The sequence below is a fragment of the Streptomyces sp. NBC_00353 genome, assembly GCF_036108815.1.
Lineage (GTDB): Bacteria > Actinomycetota > Actinomycetes > Streptomycetales > Streptomycetaceae > Streptomyces.
Window position 1 is genome coordinate 1,307,476 of the sequence record NZ_CP107985.1, and the last position, 18,964, is coordinate 1,326,439.

The 18,964-nt window shown below is 69.1% G+C and carries 16 protein-coding genes; 5 read left to right on the forward strand and 11 right to left on the reverse strand.

The window, feature by feature from the left end:
• Nucleotides 1-107: 107 nt before the first annotated feature.
• Nucleotides 108-305, reverse strand: a complete 198-nt coding sequence (locus OHA88_RS06370) for a hypothetical protein (RefSeq protein WP_328624594.1) — start codon at nt 303-305, stop codon at nt 108-110.
• Nucleotides 306-534: 229 nt separating this feature from the next.
• On the opposite strand from OHA88_RS06370, the gene OHA88_RS06375 reads away from it, so the two are divergent.
• The 3 genes from OHA88_RS06375 to OHA88_RS06385 are packed head-to-tail and all read left to right on the forward strand — an operon-like array spanning nt 535 to nt 1,987.
• On the forward strand, nt 535-897 hold the full coding sequence (locus OHA88_RS06375; RefSeq protein ID WP_328624595.1) for an ArsR/SmtB family transcription factor: 363 nt from the start codon (nt 535-537) through the stop codon (nt 895-897).
• Entirely contained in the window at nt 894-1,436 is a 543-nt protein-coding gene (locus tag OHA88_RS06380; RefSeq protein ID WP_328624596.1) for an SRPBCC family protein, read from the forward strand. The genes OHA88_RS06375 and OHA88_RS06380 overlap by 4 nt, the downstream gene beginning before the upstream one ends.
• The gene (locus OHA88_RS06385) at nt 1,433-1,987 is read left to right on the forward strand and encodes a TIGR03086 family metal-binding protein (RefSeq protein ID WP_328624597.1); all 555 of its coding nucleotides are present in this window, start codon (nt 1,433-1,435) and stop codon (nt 1,985-1,987) included. Before OHA88_RS06380 ends, OHA88_RS06385 begins: the two co-directional genes overlap by 4 nt.
• Before the next feature lie 302 nt (nt 1,988-2,289).
• On the opposite strand, the gene OHA88_RS06390 is transcribed toward OHA88_RS06385, so the two are convergent.
• The 8 genes from OHA88_RS06390 to OHA88_RS06425 all read right to left on the reverse strand — a co-directional run bounded on the left by OHA88_RS06390 (nt 2,290) and on the right by OHA88_RS06425 (nt 14,232).
• Nucleotides 2,290-3,078 carry a phosphate ABC transporter ATP-binding protein gene (locus tag OHA88_RS06390; protein ID WP_425900296.1) on the reverse strand — a complete coding sequence of 263 codons (789 nt, stop codon included), beginning with the start codon at nt 3,076-3,078 and terminating at the stop codon, nt 2,290-2,292.
• A gap of 98 nt (nt 3,079-3,176) precedes the next feature.
• Nucleotides 3,177-4,091, reverse strand: a complete 915-nt coding sequence (locus OHA88_RS06395; RefSeq protein ID WP_328629609.1) for a sortase — start codon at nt 4,089-4,091, stop codon at nt 3,177-3,179.
• Nucleotides 4,092-4,216: 125 nt separating this feature from the next.
• The gene (locus OHA88_RS06400) at nt 4,217-6,205 is read right to left on the reverse strand and encodes an Ig-like domain repeat protein (protein WP_328624598.1); all 1,989 of its coding nucleotides are present in this window, start codon (nt 6,203-6,205) and stop codon (nt 4,217-4,219) included.
• Between the two features lie 114 nt (nt 6,206-6,319).
• Complete coding sequence (locus OHA88_RS06405) at nt 6,320-8,959, reverse strand: hypothetical protein (RefSeq protein ID WP_328624599.1); 2,640 nt, start codon at nt 8,957-8,959, stop codon at nt 6,320-6,322.
• Nucleotides 8,956-10,653 carry a phosphate ABC transporter substrate-binding protein PstS gene (locus tag OHA88_RS06410; RefSeq protein ID WP_328624600.1) on the reverse strand — a complete coding sequence of 566 codons (1,698 nt, stop codon included), beginning with the start codon at nt 10,651-10,653 and terminating at the stop codon, nt 8,956-8,958. Before OHA88_RS06410 ends, OHA88_RS06405 begins: the two co-directional genes overlap by 4 nt.
• A complete protein-coding gene (pstA, locus tag OHA88_RS06415; protein ID WP_328624601.1) occupies nt 10,653-11,897 on the reverse strand; it encodes a phosphate ABC transporter permease PstA in 1,245 nt (414 codons plus the stop codon). The genes OHA88_RS06410 and pstA overlap by 1 nt, the downstream gene beginning before the upstream one ends.
• A gap of 1 nt (nt 11,898) precedes the next feature.
• The gene (gene pstC, locus OHA88_RS06420) at nt 11,899-12,924 is read right to left on the reverse strand and encodes a phosphate ABC transporter permease subunit PstC (RefSeq protein WP_328624602.1); all 1,026 of its coding nucleotides are present in this window, start codon (nt 12,922-12,924) and stop codon (nt 11,899-11,901) included.
• Nucleotides 12,925-13,773: 849 nt separating this feature from the next.
• The gene (locus OHA88_RS06425) at nt 13,774-14,232 is read right to left on the reverse strand and encodes a PucR family transcriptional regulator (protein WP_328624603.1); all 459 of its coding nucleotides are present in this window, start codon (nt 14,230-14,232) and stop codon (nt 13,774-13,776) included.
• Between the two features lie 96 nt (nt 14,233-14,328).
• On the opposite strand from OHA88_RS06425, the gene OHA88_RS06430 reads away from it, so the two are divergent.
• The gene (locus OHA88_RS06430; RefSeq protein WP_328624604.1) at nt 14,329-14,691 is read left to right on the forward strand and encodes a fic family toxin-antitoxin system, toxin component; all 363 of its coding nucleotides are present in this window, start codon (nt 14,329-14,331) and stop codon (nt 14,689-14,691) included.
• 609 nt (nt 14,692-15,300) lie between these two features.
• The gene (locus OHA88_RS06435) at nt 15,301-16,671 is read left to right on the forward strand and encodes a serine/threonine-protein kinase (protein WP_328629610.1); all 1,371 of its coding nucleotides are present in this window, start codon (nt 15,301-15,303) and stop codon (nt 16,669-16,671) included.
• Between the two features lie 205 nt (nt 16,672-16,876).
• On the opposite strand, the gene OHA88_RS06440 is transcribed toward OHA88_RS06435, so the two are convergent.
• Together OHA88_RS06440 and OHA88_RS06445 are read right to left on the reverse strand one after the other, a co-directional pair.
• Entirely contained in the window at nt 16,877-17,545 is a 669-nt protein-coding gene (locus OHA88_RS06440) for an NUDIX hydrolase (protein WP_328624605.1), read from the reverse strand.
• A gap of 63 nt (nt 17,546-17,608) precedes the next feature.
• The gene (locus tag OHA88_RS06445; protein ID WP_328624606.1) at nt 17,609-18,913 is read right to left on the reverse strand and encodes an MFS transporter; all 1,305 of its coding nucleotides are present in this window, start codon (nt 18,911-18,913) and stop codon (nt 17,609-17,611) included.
• Nucleotides 18,914-18,964 lie beyond the last annotated feature (51 nt).

The following is an 18,964-nucleotide window of genomic DNA, read 5'->3' on the forward strand; positions in this document are numbered from 1 at the left end:
ATCTCAGTGGATCTGGTCCCGGACGCACGGTTACCCAGTGCCGTCTCCGTTGATCCGGGAGGACACGTTCGCGGCCGGCGCACGCATGACCACCGCGCACGGCGTCATCACGAGTTCGCCAGCCCCTGCCGCAGCACTTTGAATCGCTGATCCACCAGATCAACACACGCATGCAGACCCGGTGTCGGCAGACCGACACGCTCACGCATCACGGCAATGGCCTGCACGTTCCGCCCGGCCGAGACGAGGCTGTCCACCTCCGCCTGCACCTCGGCCGAGAGCCGGTCCCACAGAGCATTCCCCATACCCGCATTGAACCCCGCAGGCCGCACTCGAGAGCGACCGCGTCCCCTCGAACCGCTGCCTTACCAAACAACCTCACCGGGACAGGGAACGCGGACCGCCCGGGTGTGCATCTCGGGCGGCGGCCGTAGCCGTCCGGCTCGTCGGCCACTATTCAACCAGTCGGTTGACAATGCCACAGGGTCGGCCGTAGGTTTATTCAACCGATTGGTTGAAGATGCGAGGTGCGAGATGGCCGACGACCGGCTGTCCCGGGTCTTCTCCGCTCTGGCCGACCCGACCCGGCGCGACATCGTGGCCAGGCTGGCCGACGGGGATGCCACGGTCAACGAACTGGCCGAGCCGTACGACGTGACCGTGCAGGCCGTGTCCAAGCACATCAAGGTTCTGGAAGACGCCGGTCTGGTCAGTCGCAGCAGGGACGCTCAGCGGCGGCCCGTCCGCCTTGAGGGAGAGGTCTTCGACCTGATGGCGAAATGGATCGAACGTTACCGGCGCGAGGCGGAGGTCCGTTTCCGTCAGCTCGATGCCGTCCTCGAGCAGATGGAGGAACAGCCGGCGACGGGCACCCCGAGGAAGAAGGCGGCATCATGAGCACCACGAAGGCGAACCGCCGGCACGAGACGCAGATCATGGCCGACCCGGCTCTGCCCACCATCCTCATCATCCGGGAGTTCGATGCTTCGCCGGGGCGCGTGTTCCGGGCGTACACGGATCCTGACCTGGTCGTCCAGTGGCTCGGCCCGCGTCGGCTCACCATGCGGATCGACGAGTACGACGCGCGCAGCGGTGGGTCGTACCGCTATGTGCATCGCGAGGACGACGGGACGGAGTACGGCTTCCGCGGCGTGTTCCACGAGGTACGCCTCAACGAGCGCATCGTGCAGACCTTCGCCCTCGACGGCTTCCGGGACGGCGTCAGCCTGGAGACAACCGTCTTCGAGGACCTCGGCGGTCGCACCCGGGTCACCACCAAATCCGTCATGGACTCCATCGAGGCCCGCGACTCGATGATCAAGAGCGGCATGCAACGCGGCGTCCGAGAAGGCCACGAGCGGCTTGACGAGCTGCTCAGCGGCCGCCAGAACGGCAACGCCGACCGACGTACCGAGATGGAAGGCTTGAGATCATGACGAGGGCAACCGATGAGCACCGCACCGTCGCAGGGGTATTCACGGACCGCGTGCGCGCAGTGCGTCCCGGGGCATGGGACAACCCAGCGCCCTGCGAAGGGTGGGTCGCCCGGGATGTGGTGCGCCACCTTGTCGAGTGGTTCCCGGACTTCCTGAAAGCTGGCGCCGGAGTCGAACTGCCGAAAGGACCGTCGGTGGACGACGACCCGGTGGCGGCCTGGACGGTGCACAGCGACGGGGTGCAGGCCCTCCTCGACGATCCGGCCACGGCGCAGAGGATGCTGTCGAACCAGCACATCGGAGAGGTCCCGCTGGACCAGGCGGTCGACCGGTTCTACACCGCCGACGTCTTCATGCACACCTGGGACCTGGCGCGGGCCACCGGCCAGGACGAGCGCCTCGACCCCGGCAGGTGCGCCCAGTTGCTCGACGGGATGCTGCCGCTCGACGACGTGCTCCGCAACAGCGGGCAGTACGGACCACGGGTCGAGGTACCCGAAAGCGCCGACGTACAGACTCGCTTGGTCGCCTTTATCGGCCGTAAGCCTTGAGTGTGTCTCCCTGCTACCCAAGAGGCGGGTGGTGGAACGGAGTAACTCATGGACGATGCGGGGCAGGCGCAACGTAAGGGACCACGAGCGCAGATCTCCCATGCCGAAGCGCACATCCGGTGGGCGTTCATCACGCTCATCTCCCGCCGTCGGCCGGCCACACCGGTGTCCCCAGCAGTCGTCGGCGTCCCTCGCCGACTGCGGCTCAGCCGCCTCGATGGACTCGGCCTCGTTCACGTTCTCACTGGTCATCGATGCATCTTCCTTGATCAGGAGTTACACCGAACGATTTACAGTCCCGATCAGCCGAAACGGCCGGCGACGTAATCGGCGGTGCGCACGTCCTCTGGGGTGCCGAATATCTTCGCGGTCGGGCCGTACTCGACGATGCCGCCGGGGGTGCCCTGCTCGGCCAGGAAGAAGGCACACCGCTGGGAGACTCGGGCGGCCTGCTGCATGTTGTGGGTGACGATGACGACCGTGACGTCGTCCGCCAGGTCCAGGATCGTCTCCTCGACCCGGCGGGTGGAGGTCGGGTCAAGGGCGGAGCAGGGCTCGTCCATCAGGAGCACGCGGGGCCGTACGGCCAGGGCGCGGGCGATGCACAGGCGCTGCTGCTGACCACCGGACAGCGCGCCGCCCGGCTGGCGGAGCCGGTCGCGTACTTCCTTCCACAGGCCGGCGCGGGTCAGGCACTCCTCGACCAGCTGGTCCTTCTCACGGCGCCCGGCGCGGACCCCGGTAAGGCGGAGTCCGGCGACCACATTGTCGTAGATGGACATGGCCGGGAACGGGTTGGGCTTCTGGAAGACCATGCCGATGTTGCGGCGGGCGTCGGTGAGACGGCGCCCGGGCGCGTAGATGTCCTCGCCCTCGAACAGGACCTCGCCGCCGAACTGCGCGGAGGGGATCAGCTCGTGCATCCGGTTCAGAGTGCGCAGGAAGGTCGACTTGCCGCAGCCGGAAGGGCCGATGAGGGAGGTGACCTCACCGGCGGGCATGTCGAGGGAGACCCGTTCCAGCACCTTGTGGGTGCCGAACCAGGCGGAGATGTTGCGGGCCTCCAGCGAGGCGGGCCCGGGAGACGGCACACCGGCCGGGGACACGGCCGGAACAACGGGAAGTACGGCAGTGCCGGTCGTGGCGGAGTAGGTGGGGAGCGATTCGGTCACGGCAGATACCTCGGAGGTCAGAGAAGGTTGGGGAGCAGCTGGGTGACCTGGCCGGCGACCTGGAGTCCCAGGACGGCCATGACAGGGGCGCACACGATCCAGGTCTGGTGCCGGCCCCACCGGTGCCAGGCCCACACCGAGGCGATCGCGACGACGACGAGGGCCTGAAGCCACATCACCAGTTCCCAGGGGACGCCGTCGGTGCTGGCGAGGGGCTGTTCGGAGTCGGGGAGCGATCCGGGCACGATGGTGGGGGGCGGGGTCTCCGAGACGCCGGACACCAGGTCGGCGTCCACGCGCAGGATGCCGGACGGCTGGTACAGGTGGCCGGTCGCGGTGACCAGGACCAGCCGTCCCTTGCCCGCGGCGGCAGGGGCCGGCGCGGGGTCGCCGGCCCGGCGGACACCGAGGACGCGGTAGGTGGCTTTGCCCTGCCCGGTGGTGAGGGTCAGCGTGTCGCCGGCGACGAGCGTGCGCAGGTTGCCGAAGGGGCCCCCGTACGCGGCCGCACGGCCGAACAGCACGCTGGACCCTGCCTGTCCGGGCATCGGAGTGTCCCGGCGGTGGCCGGGTCCCTCGCTCAGGACGTGCGAGTCGGTGCCCTCCAGGACGGTGACGTGGTGAAGGTGAAGCCGGGGGATGTCGATCAGGGCGACCGGAGTGCCCGGAGCCAGCAGGTGGCCCTGCTGGTCGGTCTGGGCGACTGGCGCGGTGCCCTCGGCGAGGGAGGCTCGCAGCGCGTCGAACGCCGACTGCTGCGCGGCACGGTACTGGAGAGGACTGACCAGCAGGATCTGGACGACCAGGCCCAGCAGGAGGGCGGCGAGCGTGAGCAGCATCCCGCGCGCGAGGTGCCGGGTGGGCGGTAGGCGCAGCGCGGGTGTCGGCGCGCCCGGCACAGGCGTGCGGGGTGGGGTCTGTACGGCGACCATCACGGCGGCCTGCCTCCTTCACGGGCGATTACGGGGATTGCGGGTATTTACGGGATGACGGGATAACGGGCGCTGCTCGGAGGGGTGCGCCGGAGAGGCCGCGGGGACCTCCCCGGCGCGGTGGGTCACTTGGAGGTGATGGTGAAGTTGGCGCCGTTGCGCGCGAGGGTCGTGGAGGTACCGGTGTAGTGCGTGTGCAGCGTGTGCTTGCCCGTGCGGAGCGTCGGCAGGGTCACGACGACCTTGCCGCTCGCGAGGGTGCCGGTCGCGAGGACCTTGGTGCCCTCCATGATCTGCACCTTGCCGGTGGGGACGAAGCCCGTTGCCTTGACCGTGGCGGTCACCTTGGCGTGGGCGGTGTGGCTCACCGTGGTCGGGTGGCTGGTGATGACGGTCGGGGTGGCCTTGGCCACCGTCAGCTTGACGGTCGTCGAGGACGCGCTCAGCGTGCTGCTGCCGGCGTAGGCCACCGACAGGTTGTGTGTGGTGGCCGAGAGGCGGTTGGACAGCGCGACGGAAACCTTGCCGCCGCTCAGGGTGCCGGTGCCGAGGACCTTCGTGCCCTCCAGAACCGTGACCTTGCCGGTCGCGGTGACGGCGTGGGTGTCGGTGACGCTCACGCTGACCTTCGGCGTGGTGCCGTAGGCGACCTTCGCGGCGGTGGCCGCGGTGTGGCTGGCGTACTTGACCGGAGTGGTCACCGTGGCCGGGATACCGCCGCCGACCAGGTTGTTCGCGGTGACCGTGGCGGTGTACTTCGCGGCCTTGAGGCCGGTGAACACGAACGACTTGGTGGTGGCGGGGAAGTCCTTGTTCTGGACGGGCAGGCCGTTGGCGTCGGTCAGCACCACGTGGTAGTCGGTGACCGGCAGGCCGGTCGCCGCGGGGGCGGTCCAGGAGACATTGAGGCTTCCGCTGCCCGTGACGGCCTTGGTCGCCGGGGTGCCCGGGAGGGCGGTGGGAAGGGTGGAGTCCTCCAGGCCGCCGAACTTGGCGTGCTTGGCGGGGTTGATGGACCCGTTGTACGGCTCGTTCACGAAACCGAACTTGGCGATGACACCTTCGGCGGTGTCCGCGGCCAGGGCGGCCTCGTGGGTGCCGTTGGTGACGAAGACGTCGAACAGCGACTTGTCGAAGAAGACGCTGGTGGGGTCGATCGCCCTGCTGGGGACGACGTTGTAGACATCGCGGCCGAAGGTCGCGTCGTTGTAGAAGTCGGTGGCGGGGGTGAGCTTGCCGTCCGTCTTCACGGCGACCGGGGAGCTGAAGGTCTGGTTGCCGGGGAGCCGGAGGCTGGCCAGGAAGGCGCCGCCCGCGATCGCCTTCTTGCTGTGATCGGGAGCGATGCCGTTGTTCTGCGCGATCCAGCTCGCCACGGAGAACGGAACCAGGTCGCCGTCGCTCTTCACGGCGTCGTCGGCCTGGTTCTCCTGGACGACGGTGGCGATCTTGTCGACCGCGGCATCGTCGGGGACACCGATGGCGCCCAGGAAGAACTTCCGCGTGCCGGAGCCGCCCTGTGGGATGAAGGGCCTGACCTGCTGGCCGTTCACTACGGTGAGGACGCCCGAGTAGATGTCGTGCAGCTGGGCGGTCGTCAGGTTCTGCAGGGCGCTGCCCTTGACTGCGACTCCGACGGCGTCCCGAGCGAACGGGATGTATGTCAGGGCCGTGCCGGAGGCGCTCGGGCCGCCGGAGGAGCGCGCGAAGTCGACCTGGTTCTTGATGCTGGCGCCGGTGCCGAACGGGACGCCCGCGAGGGAGTCCGTGAGGGCCGTGCGGCCCTTGCCGGAACCGTTGGGGCGCAGGAAGGACGGGCCGCCCTTCCGGGTGGTGATCTTCGAGTCGACGGCGCCGGTACCGGGCTCGATCGCGTCGTACGAAGCGATGCCGTCGCTGCCGGCCTTCACGGCGGTGTCGGCGTAGCTGGTGCCGTTGACGGTGTCGCCGGCCAGGGCGTTGAGTACGTCCTGCGTGGTGTCGGAACCGACGCCGACCAGCGTGCGGAAGGTGCCCGCGGGTGTGGGGTCGGCGGACGCCGGGCTGGCGAGAGCCAGGCCACCGGCCACGGCAGCGGCGGCTACAGCCGTCGCGGTGAGGCGGATTCTACGCATGGAGTTCTCCTGCTCGGAACAGTGATACGTGTGGTGACGCATGGGTTTCTGGCAAGGTGGAGCGCGCCGTCCGCCCCGACTGCCTTTCGGGGCGGGCGGTGGTCTGTGGGTTCCTCAGGGGCGAGGGCGCAGCCGCCGGGGCAGGGTCAGGCGGGGCAGGACGGTGACGCTGCGGCCGCCCGGGAGGGGCAGCCTCAGTGGCAGCCGAATCCTCGACCCGCCCGCGAAGGGCGCTCCGATCGCGGCGGCGGCGCCGAGGGCGGCGCCGATCGGTATCGCGTAGCGCAGGGAACTGCTGGGGTCCCCCGGGGTGATGCCGTTGGCGGTGGTCTCCACCGCCGCGCCGCCTCCGAAGGACGCCGCCGCGCTGGGGGCCGGGCTGCCGGGCTTCCCGGTGCCGCCGGCACCGGAAGCACTCGCGACGCCGGAGGAACCGGTGCCGGCGGACGTACCGGCGCCGCCGGAGGAACCGGCGCCGCCGCCCGCCGGGTCGTCCGTGGGGTCGCCGGCGGAGGACTGGCCCTTCCAGTTGGCGATCACGGTCGCGGCCTGGCGTGCCTGGGTCCGCAGCGCCGTGGGCAGGGGTGCGTAGCCCGGAGGCAGATCACCCGGGTCGCTGCCGGTGGTCTGGCCCGACCCGGCGGCGTAGTTCAGCAGCCGGGCGTAGTCCTTGCGCGCGCCGGCCGTCAGCGCGGCGGGACGCACCGCGCCGTACACCAGCTGCGCCAGCGGGTAGGCGTCCTTCGCCTTGGCCCCGGCCGGGTCGATGGGGTGCGCGGTGTCGTCGGCCGCACCCGCCGCCGCGGTGGTCAGCGTGGTCACGGTGGGCGCGGTGAACTTCCCTGCGACGTTGCGTAGTTTGGCGCTCTGAAGGCTGTAGCGGGCGGCCGACGCGGCGTCCGTGATGCTGATCACGAAGCGCGAACCGACGATCTGCGGGCCCACGCTCTTGTAGATGGGCGGTACGGCGAGGGCGTCCCAGTAGGACTTCCACAGAGTGTCGGCGCGGCGGGTGCTCAGCGCGCCGGCGTGCATGTCGTCCACGTAGGGGTGGAAGTCCGTCATGCACTGCTTGCCGGCGACACCGGTCTCTGCCGGGATCAGGCACCACGGATCGCTCTTGGGGAAGTCGTCACGGGCCAGCTCGAAGGCGAGGCCGGTGGGGTTCACGTCCGCGCTCGTACTGAAGTAGGGGTTGACGTGCATGCCCCACTCGTCAGGAACGCCGGACAGGAAGTGCCGGGCGTCCTTGTCGGAGGCGATCCACTTCCACACCGTACGAGCGGTGTCCGAATGACCGAGCGTGGTGATCAGATCCGTGTCTGTGGCTGGTGTCTCGGCGACGGAGAGGTGGGCGAACTCCGGGTTGAGCGAGAGGAATTCGGGGTCGGTGACCAGGCCGGCGGGGTTGCTCACGGCCCACTGGTAGCCTTTGGCGGCCTCCGGTGTGGACGTACCGCCCGAGGATCTGGTCACGACCGAGCCCCATACGGAGCCGCGGTACGACTCGGTGAGCAGCTTGGCGACCAGCCGGGGGGTCAGGCTGATGGACTGCACCTTGGTGCCCGAGATTTTCTGCGTGGACTCCGGGGCACCCGCTTTGGCCCTGCGCTCGATGGTGAAGCCGATGACGGCGCCGGACAGCGCGACGGGTGCGTAGGCGGTCAGACCGTCCGGTGCGGTGGTGCCGGGGTCGTCGCCGAGCGCACGGGTGGTGAAGGCGAGTCCGGTTTCGCCGTCCCGGGAGAGCCGGGCTCGGGCGTCGGGTTCACCCATCTCGGTGTAACCGTAGACCGTGCCGGTGGGGCACAGCGCGGCCTGCCAGCTCGTCATGGCGTCGGCGGCCAGCTCGCTGCCGGTGGTGGCCCGTTCGTCCGCGCCCAGGGCGCAGTTCGAGGCGACCGAGTTGAAGCCCAGCTTGATCGCGACCCGGTTCTTCCAGTTGGTGGAGGACACCGGGGAGCCGGCGTTGACCTGTGTCCTGTCCGCGTATGGCTGGCCGTCGAGGTCGAGGTGCCCCTGCGGGACGATCACCAGCCAGCAGGAGCGGGGGGTGGTGACGCCGGCTTTGGCGACCGGGACGCCACAGCCGAGGTGCGGGGCCTCGTTGGCGGTCTGCACCTCGAAGAACTCCTGGCCGGTGCCGTCGGAGCTGGTGCGGGCGAAGTCGACCTCGTTGGTGGTGTTGTAGTTGAACAACGGGTTGTTCTGGGTGTTCTTGGTGATCACCGTGCCGTCGACGGACTTGAACGGCACCTCACCCTGGCCGAAGGCGCCGCCCGCTCCGTAGCTGTCGTCCTGGCCGTAGTTCGACGGGTCGGCGCTATAGGTGACGGACCTGGTGTCGTCGTAGGCGTTGCCGGGCCAGCCGCCGCGGTTGGTGGTGGGCGACGCACCGTACTGGCACTGGGTGCGCGACGGGCCGGGGTTGCCCTTGACGGTCCCGTCGTCATCACCCCAGCACTGCATGATCTGGACGAAGTCGGTGTTGAACAGGGCGCCGGCGAACGCGGTGGACCTCCCGCCGGTCCAGCTCACGGAGACAGCCTGGTTGGTGAGATGCGTGGTCTGGCTGACCGTGAACCTCATGTCCTTGAACTCGCCGCGCCCGGACACGGTCACGGTGGAGTCCGCCACGGCGGCGGCCGGCTGGGCGGCGTGAGCCGCGACGGCACCGAGCAGGGCGCCGATCACCGCCCCCGCACCCAGGCGCAGGGTGATTCGGCGCAGACGGTTCGTGGCTGAGGTCTTCACGAGGCCGAGTCCTTCCGGGAGGCGAGTGCCCGGGACACGGCGGAAGGAAGCAGCACCAGGCCCAGCAGCACGATCGCGGTCAGCAGCATCAAGGTCTGTGCGCCGCCCCAGCCGCCACGGCCGGCCACGGTGACCGGCTCGGCGAGGTTCACGGAGCCGGCCGCGCCGCCCGACGCGACATCGCCTCCGGCACCGCCGGTGGCGCCGCCCGCGGAGGTCAGTGCCTGACCGGTGTCCGGGTCGACGGACGGGCCTCCTCCCGCACTGCCGGCTGCCGCGCCGCCGGTGGCACCGGCCGAGCCCCCGGACGTGCCGGTGCCTCCACTGCCTCCGGTGCCGCCGGTGCCGCCGGTGCCTCCGGTGGCGGACGCGCCACCGCTGCCCGAGCCGCCCTTCGCGCCGCCGCTGCCGGTGGTGCAGGCCGTTGCGCCCTTCTTGTCGCACGCACTGGGGTACGGAGCGGTCTGGGCGAGGTGGTTGCTGCCGTCGGCGCTGAAGGTGGGGTTGTTGCAGCCCTTGATGTTGATGTTCTGGGTCTTGACGCCGGGAACCCTGCGGATCTGCTCGAACCCGGCCTTGACCAGGTTGATGGGCAGCGGTGAGTAACCGAGTTTGTCGGCCTGCTGCTGCCCCTGGCACATGAAGTAGTAGGAGAAGGCACCGAGCGTCTTGCCCTTGGCCTCGGTGAAGGTGCCCTGGGCCTTCAGCGGGAGGACCATGTAGGAGTAGCTGGACAGCGGGTAGTTGCGTCTGTCGCTGTCGTTGTAGACCCCTTCGAGCTTCTGTGTGAGGTAGTCCGGCGAACTCTTGTTGGTGTTGATCCGCGCCTTGAGGAGCGAGACCGCGACATTCTGCGCGGTCGGCTCGGTGTAGTAGCCGGAGTGGTTGAGCACCTTGGCGACCGGGAAGTGCGCGTTCAGCGCGTACGAGTAGTTGACGTAGCCGATCGAGCCCTCGCCGTACCCCTGTGCCACATAGCCCGCGACACCGAGGTCACCGGACTGGGCGATCATGCCGGGCACGGTCGGGAAGTACGACGTCTGGCCGCAGGCCCCGGAGCGGCCCACCTTCCCGCAGTACGTGCTCCACAGCGAGGAGTGCTGGTTGGCCATCCATTGCGTGAACTGCGCGGTGGAACCGGACCCGTCGGACCGTACGACAGGGACGATGATGCGGTGCGGCAGCTTCATGCCGGGGTTGTCCGCGGCGATGACCGGGTCGTCCCAGTAGGAGATGGCCCGGGTATAGATCTTGGTGACCACATCGCCCGACAGCCGCAGGTTGGTGACCTTCTTCCCGCCGATGGTCAGGTGGTACATGAACACCGTGCCGCCGGCCACGATCGGCATGTACGCGTACGTACCGGGGGCCGGGTTCTCGGCCGCGGAGCCGTCGGTGGGATGGGTCTGGAACGGGATGTCGGAGACCGCGAAGTCCACGGTTCCGTTGAGGAACTGACGGCGGCCGTCGGAGGATCCGGTACCGGAGTAACTGATCCGCATGCCGTACTGGTTGACGTCGCGGCGCCACTCGTCGACGGCGTTCTCGGCCCAGGTGGAGCCGGCCCCGGCGATCGGGGTGTAGTTGTCCGGCGCGGCGCCGGCCTGTGTCACCGGGCCGAGCAGGATCGAGGCGAGCACGCCGAACACCATGGTCAGGGTGAGCCAGGCGCGGGGTGCGAAATGGCTGGGCATCAGTCGTTCACTCCGGATACGGACGCGGGGGCGGCGGGGTCCCCGCCGGGAAGGATCGGGGCGGGGCCGTGCAGGTCCTCGAAACGCCGGGTGTCACGGCGTGAGGCACGGGCGGTACGCCGTGCCTGCCGCTTGTTCTGCTGACCGGGGCCGCGGCCACCGAGGACGCGGGCCACCGCGAAGAGCACCAGGACGAGCGCCATCAGCACGGCAGCGGCGCCGAACCCTCGGGCGATCATCGTGGGCTCGGGCGACTTGATGAAGGAGAAGACCGCGAGCGGCAGCGACACCATCGGGCCGGAGGTCGGGTCGGCGTTCAGGGCAGCGGTGAAGCCCGCGGTGAGCAGGACCGGTGAGGTCTCGCCGATGCCGCGCGCGGTGCCCAGGATCACCGCGGTGGCCAGGCCGGAACGTGCGGTCGGCAGGATGACGTGCCATACGGTCCGCATCCGCGGTGCGCCCAGCGCCTCGGCGGCCTCGGTGAGGTTACCGGGGACGAGTCGCAGGACGACGTCCGCCGCCCGGATGACGATCGGCAGCATCATCACACTGATCGCGAACCCGGCCGCGAGACCGGACTTCTGGAGTCCGAGGCCGAGGATCCAGATCGCGTACACCATCAGGCCGGCGACGATGGACGGCAGCGCCGTCATGGCCTCGACGATGGTGCGTACGAAGCGGGCGAAGCGGCCGGTGATCTGGTTGAGGTAGACCGCGCAGGCCAGCCCCAGCGGGACGGTGATGGCGAGCGCGATGCTGATCATGATGAGTGTGCCGAGCATCGCGTGGGCGATTCCGCCCTTGGACAGCGGGTCCAGAGGTCCAGCCGCCTGCATGTCCTCGGTGAAGAAGTTCAGGTGGGGCAGCGCGTCGCGGCCTCGGTAGAGGGTGAAGCCGACCACCAGGACGAGCGCGAGGAACATCAGGCCGGCCGCCGACCACAGGACCACGGTCATCAGCCGGTCGCGGACGGCAGGGCCGTCCTCCTCCAGTCCGGTCAGCACCGCGTAGATGCCGAGGAACACCAGGTAGGCGACGACGGCGAAGCCCAGCGCCCCGGACAGGGGCGCGAGTTCACCGAACAGCAGCACCGCGACGCAGAGGCCCGCGGCCGCGGCACCGCACAGCGCGAGCACGCCGTTGCGGGTGACGCCGCCGATGCGGCGGGGCCGGTCTTCGACGGCCGGCGCAGGCTCGGACGCGGTCGCCTCGACGGCCGTTGGGGTGTTTTCAAGGACGGTCATGTCAGCCCTCGCTCTGCGCGCCGGAACGGGACCGGGCCACGATCGAAGAGGCGGTGAAATTGACCGCCAGGGTGAGCAGGAAGAGCGCCAGGCCCGCCGCCATCAGCGCCGACATACCGAAGTCGGAAGCGTCCCCGTAGTGCAGGGCGATCAGCGAGGAAACCGAGTTGGCTCCGGTCTGCAGGATGTGCGGCTGGATGGTGAAGACCGGGGAGATGATCAGGTAGACCGCGATGGTCTCGCCGAGCGCCCGGCCGAGCCCCAGCATGGTGCCGCCGATGATTCCGCCCTTGCCGTAGGGGATGACGACCGTACGGATCACTCCCCAGCGGGTGGACCCGAGCGCGTACGCCCCTTCCCGCTCCCCCGAAGGGGCCTGCGAGAACACCTCGCGCATCACCGAGCACATGATCGGCGCGACCATCAGCGCGACCACGATGCCCGCGATGAACGAGGAGGCCGTGTAGACGCTCGTGGAGGCCAGCGGCTGGTCCGCCTCCACGCCGTCCACCCGCAGGAAGGGGACCCAGCCGAACCAGGTGGACAGCCAGCGCGCCAGGCCGATCACGTGCTGCTGGAAGAAGAACAGGCCCCAGAGCCCGTAGACCACCGACGGCACCGCGGCCATCAGGTCGACCATCGCGATCAGGGTCCTGCGGACCTTGAGCGGCGCCACGTCGGAGATGAACAGCGCGGTGCCCAGCGCCAGCGGTACCGCCACCACGACCGCCACGGCGGCGATCAGCAGCGTGCCGGTGAGTACGGCGGCGATACCGAACTTATGGACGTCCGGCTGCCATTGAGCCGTCGTCAAGAAAGAGAGGCCGGTGGCGCGCAGCGCCTGCGCCGCCCTCACCAGAAGGAACAGTCCGACCGCCGCCATGATCGCGAGCACCACGACGCCCGCCGCGGTCAACTGCCAGCGGAAGACGCGGTCTCCGAGCCCTCGGGCAGCATCCAGCCGCCGCGGGGCATCGTCGTCCGACGGTCTGCCAGATATGTCCGACCCCGCTTCTGCGGTAGCCATCTTCGACCCCCAACCTGGGTGCCACACACCGCGCGTGGCGAAAAAGGCGCATGGCCGCGACCAAACGGGCATCGCGCTTGAGCCAGATTGAATGGCTTGATCATGTCGCCGCCCGCCCACAAATGTGATCAGAATGCGAACATCAGATGGTCATATGGTGCAGGGGGATCATGTGATGGATAGGTCGAATTGCCCCAAGTCGACCGCAATGCAATGGATGTTGAGCCGTTTCGCCTCCACGAGCTCCACACAGAGTCATGGTGAAGCAAGAGGTTCAACGGCGCTGTTCGCGGGATGCGCTCGGCCAGACAAATGGCTCGACTTCGCTGCTCAGGACCCCACGGGCACTGTGCTGGCCGAGCACCGGAAGCTTGACGCCGGCAGTTCCGACCCGCTGTCCGACTCCGCCGAATCCCTGGCCCCGCCCGGAGGGTTTCATCCCGCAGGCTTCCGCCCGCGGCATACAAGTCGTCGCGCGTTTCCGGCGGGGCGAGCGCGGCCACACAGTTCCTCACGCGTGACCGGGCCGGAAGGCCGGCGAGGAACCGGCAGTCCGATTCGTGTGTTCCCAGTGCGCCGGCCTCGCGTACTTGAGTCAGCCACCTCGTCAACTCGGCTCGGAGTTCCGAGGTTTGGTCCGTTTGATACGCGCTCCGCCTTCCCGTCGACGGTGGAGAGGGTCCGGCACACAGTTCACTGCACCGTGGCGGACCTGGGGGCGTCCGCCGAGCTTGATCGGGCTGTGTCTGCGCGACTGTCCGTCAGCGGTCCTTGACGGCACCGACGGACGAGCAGTTCACGAACACGGCAAGGAGGCGGGGGTTCGACTCGCCCGTGGCGCCGATCGGCTCAGCTGTCTGCTGTCTCCGTGGTGCCGGTCGACTCCGAGGACGGGGGCTTCGGCGTCTGCCGCACTGCGCGCAGCGCGAGGGAGAGTTCGGTGATGCCGCGGGGATCGGCCAGGGAGCGGCCGGTACGCTCGGCGATGCGGCGCAGGCGCATGCGCACTGTGTTGGGGTGAACGTAAAGACGCTTGGCTGCCTCCTCGGCCGATCCGCCGCAGCCGAACCAGACTTCCAACGTGTCCAGCAGCAATTCGCGATCGCCGACCGGCAGGGCCTCGATCGGACCGAGGACGTTGGTGGCGACGCGGGCCATGACGTCGGGTGCGCCGGCTGCCGAGACCGCAACCGGGGAGTCGTCGAAGACGGTCACGGCGCCGCTGTCCGCGTCGCCGCCGCGCATGGCAACCTTGGCGAAGCGCAGGGCGTCCCCCGTGCGGCACAGGTCGTCGTAGGAGGGGCTCACCCAGAGATCGTGGGCCGTAGCCGCGGTCGACGAAGACCATGGTTCCGCAGCTGACTGGGGTTCCGGGGGCGGACCCGAGCGTTCCCACTGGTCAGCGTGTTGTGGCTGGACCTCGCCCTGTCGACCACCCCCAGTTCCGACGGCGACCCGCAGGTCGACGACCTCGGACCGCTGTACGCGGCCGCCGCGTGGGTCAACGCCAGCGCCATGGAGCGCGACATCTACGGCTCCGTGCACCTCAAGCCAGCCGCACTGTTGCAGACCCTGTCAAAACTCCCCTGCCTCGAGCACTCGGGCGAGGCCTTCGCCTGGCACTCGACCGAGGCGTACCTCGCCCTGAACGGACACCGGCTCGACTACCCGCCCAAGGCGGCCGTCGCCCTCGTGCGCGACGCCGCCGCCGGGACACTGGGCGTCGCCCGCATCGCCCGCCAGCTGCGCGACTGGACCAACAACTGACCTGCCCGGTGGGGACCAGTGGAACACCGACGCCGGGGGCGGCAGTAGCCTGCCGTTCCAGGGCTACGGGCCCACTTCGACAGCCCGCCACTCGCCAGGCAGGGCAAGCAGTTCAGCCCCCGTGTCCGAACCCTCGTCCCAAACGGCGACTGCACCTGCAGGCCGGTGCTGCGGCCCGGCCGGGCGCGCCGACAACGGCCCCGCCCGACGGCACGCCCGGGGTTAGGCGCGGGGCTCGGCGGGCGGTGCATGGAGACCTGAGGGCCATGCGGCTGAGTGAGGAGACTCGTAGCGGGCACACGAGGTAAATGCCCGATGTTCCGCAGCTATTGATTGAGACGACGCGCCGCCTCTGTCCGAGGGCGCGGACGCTCACCGGTCGAAGGTACCCCGGCGTCTCCCGCACCACGGTTTCCCTTTCCCTGGGATCCCGGCCGCCTGGCCGCACTGCCCTGCTGGTCGGCGGTCGGGCGGACTCGCCGGTGTCCTGGCTCCGCCACCGCCCTACGCGCCGGGCGGAGCAGTGAACTCCTCCGTCGGCCCGCCAGCTCAGTGAGCGTCGCCGGATACGGATCGCAAGAGGATCAGAAGGGAGTGTGCTCCGTGTTGGTGGCTGGTCGGTACCGGATCGTCGCTAGGCTCGGCCGTGGGGGAATGGGCGAGGTGTGGCGGGGGGTGGACGAAGTACTGGGTCGCCCGGTGGCGGTCAAGCTTCTCCTGAACCACAGAGCCGACGAGGCGGCGATCGCCCGGTTCCATCTGGAGGCCCGGACCGCGGCGCAGCTCAGCCACCCGCACGTGGTCGCTGTGTATGACACCGGCACCGACCTGGAACGCCACTACCTGGTGACGGAGTTTCTGGACGGTCGCAGCCTCGCCGAGGAGCTGGCCGCGCGCGGGCCGTTGTTGCCTGCGCGCGTCGCCGGGATCGGTGGGCAGGTTGCTGACGCCTTGGCCGCGGCACACGGGCACGGCGTGGTGCACCGGGACGTGAAGCCGGGAAATCTCCTGCTGGCTTCCGACGGCACGGTGAAAGTCGGCGACTTCGGGATCGCCCACTTCACAGACGAGTCCACGGCCGGGCTGACGCTGAAGGGCCAGATCATCGGCACCAGCGCCTATCTGGCGCCCGAACGAGCCGTGGGCCAACCCGCCGGCCCTCCGGCGGACATGTACGCACTGGGCTGTGTACTGTACGAACTGCTGCTGGGTCACCCTCCTTTCCGGGCGGAAACCCCCGCGGCGATGCTGTACCAGCACGTCGATGCGGTGCCCGACTCCCCGAATCGGCACCGTTCAGATCTGCCCAAGGCGTTCGCGGCCTTTGTCATGCAGTTGCTGGCGAAGTACCCCGAGGCGCGGCCGACCGCTGCCGAAGCCGTCGAGTTCCTGGCCTCCGCGGAACAGTGGAGCGCCCGGCAGCCGTCATCGGGCGAATTCACCCCTTCTGTCGCGGGTGTCCCCGGTCGTTCCGCGACGGCCGTCAGCCAGGGTGCCATGCGGCAGAAGGAGCCCGGCAGCCTGCGTTCACTGCGGTCGCGGGTCGCCACCGGCTCGCTCGTGGCAGCGGTCGCGGCCGCTGCGGTCGTGAGCCTCTCCGCGGCGCCCCCGATCGCGGAGGAGGGGAGGGGAAAGCCGCACACCTCGACCACGGCCCGGCCCTCACCGACACACGGCACAGTGAGCGCGACGCAGCCTCCCCTGTCCGACGCGGCAGCCGCCACCGCAACGCCGTCGTTGCCCGGACCCGCCCCGAAGGCAGAGAAGGCGTCCGCCCACTACAAGAAGGCGTCGACGGACAAGTCGTCCTCACCGTCGGAGAAGCCGATGCCCACGAAGAAGCCCAAGCCTTCCGAGAAGCCCACGACCACCAGGACGCCCTCGCCCACGAGCACTCCGACCCCGACGACGAGCGGCCCGCTGACGCCGAACCCCACTCAGCCGGAGGAACCGACTGAAACGTCTCCGTCGGCTCAGTGAGTGTGCGCTCGCTCTCCTGCGGCATGTCGGCGAGGGGCGAAGACACCGGTCGATTTCGAAGGGTGATCCTCTGCTGGGGACTGCACCGTCGGCCTTCTCGGCTTGGTCCGTCAGACGGCGCACCGCCTGGGCAAACCGTCGTAACAGCCACCTGGACAAGCTTGGTCTTGTTACTGGTCACCGGCGCATCTTCCATGATCAGGAGTTACGCCGTTCGCTCCACAGTCCCCTCCCCGGGAGTGCGCCCGACGGCGTGCAGGAGGATGTTGGAATACCGATCGATGATGTGTTCCACGGCGAACGTCGGCTGGGAGGAGAGTGCTTGGTCGAGAGTGAGCCAGAGGGGCTCCTCGCCTTCCTCGTTCACGGTCAATTCCCCCTGAGTTCCGGCTGCCCGGTGGTCGTCGACGTCCAGCAGATAGGCGTGCCAACGATGGGCGTCGGAGCCCCTTCTGCACATGTCTCCGTTGAGATGCTCGTCCGCAACGAGCCGGAGGTCCCCGTGCGCGTCGCGGATTCCTACTTCCTCCCAGAGCTCCCGCGCTGCCGCGCGCTTGGGGTCCTCTCCGCGTTCAACATGGCCTGCGGGTACGGTCAGACGGTAGGGAAAGGCAGTTCTCTGGAAGAACAGAAATCTCCCTCGTGGGTCACGTACGAATACGCCGGCGCTCTCATGCCAGTACTCGCCGTCTGAATCGGTCCACCAGCAGATGCGGGGATCAACGACGATGGCTCTTCCCGCCTCGCGGCCGCACGAACCGCAGGCGCACCGTTTCCTTCCGTCCACGACGATCCATTCGACGGTCTCGGCGTGGCAGTACAGGCAGTACTCGCCGCAGGTGTTGTCCCGCAGCGGGAGGAAGTCGATTTTCATCCTGCCCCCTTTCAAGGAGAAGGCCGCCGTCAGCATTCGGGAACCCCCACAGCCGTGGCTCGGTCAGATTCTGTTGCGGTTGGGCTTGCTGACATCCGGCGCCTTCCGCAAGGGCTCCGGTCCCTCCCCCACGTCCACACCGTCCGGTGCGTCGAGCGACCGGGACACGCCGTCTGCAGTGCAGGTCGCGGACGTACGGGGGCCCTTCAGCAGAAGGAGTGCGCCAAGTCCGCCGAAGACGAAAGTCGCGGCAGCGACGGCGCCCCATCCCGCCGCAGCGATGGCCAGGCCGAAGACCGGTGGTCCCATCAGCATTCCCACACTGCCGAGTTGGTTGAGGATGCCATTGGCGACATCGACATGCTCAGCACGGCTCACCGCGGCGGGGACGGCAGCGAAGACTGCGGAGATCAACAGTCCGTCGACGAAGAGAACAAGCGTGGCGGCGCCGCCGCTGACCGCGAGTGGGAATTCGGCCGAGAAGGCGGGGAGGCAGGCCACCGGCATCAGAACGCCCAGCGGGACGAGCGAGGAGAGGGTCAAGCCACGCCGCAGCAGCCAACTGGCGGCAAGCCCCCCGATCGCACTCCCCAGGCAGACGAGTGCCACCACGGTACCGGCTACAGTCGGCGTTACCCCTCGGTGCTCGGTGAGGAAGAGCGGGAGGACCATCACCACAGCGACGCCGACCAGCGACAGGCTTCCGTACGCCGCGCCGAGCCTCAGTGCCCCATTCCAGGTGCCGACTGCGCGATGAGGGTACTGCACGGGTGTCCTCGGCAGCCGAGGCAGGACGACGGTGAGCGCCCCGGCCATGATCAAGGGACCGAGCGCTGTGAGGGCCAACCATCGGTTCCACGTCCACTGGGATGCCAGGACTCCGCCCAGGGCCGCGGCGACGGCCAGGCCCATCGGAACGCACGTGCCCCACAACGCGAGCGCCGCCGATCGGATGCCGCCCTGCGTCATGCGGGTGATTACGACCGGACCCGCCACGAACACCAGCAGGTAGCCGACTCCTTCCGCGACACGCGACCCCAGCAGCAGACCCCAGGATCCGGCGGTCGCGCTGATGGCGGTTGCAACCGCCATGACGAACAGGCCCCAGGACAGAGCCCGGTGGGCGCCGATGCGGAGGATCCACCATCCCGCCGGGATGCCGAGGACGGCGCTCACCGCCGTAATGCTCGATGTGGCCCAGGCGAGCGCACCGGCTGACAATCCCAGTGACGAACGCAGGACGGATCCCGCCGGCGAGACGGCACCCAGGCCGACTGCCGCCAGCACGCCGGCGAGCCATGTCGCCACAACGCACTTCCAGGGCGACATCGACACGCGGCGGTGGCTGCCTCTCTTCCTGTCGCGCACGGGCTCTCCTTGTGGTGGCTGGCGTGTTGTCCCGTACGGCGGTCGTCCAGT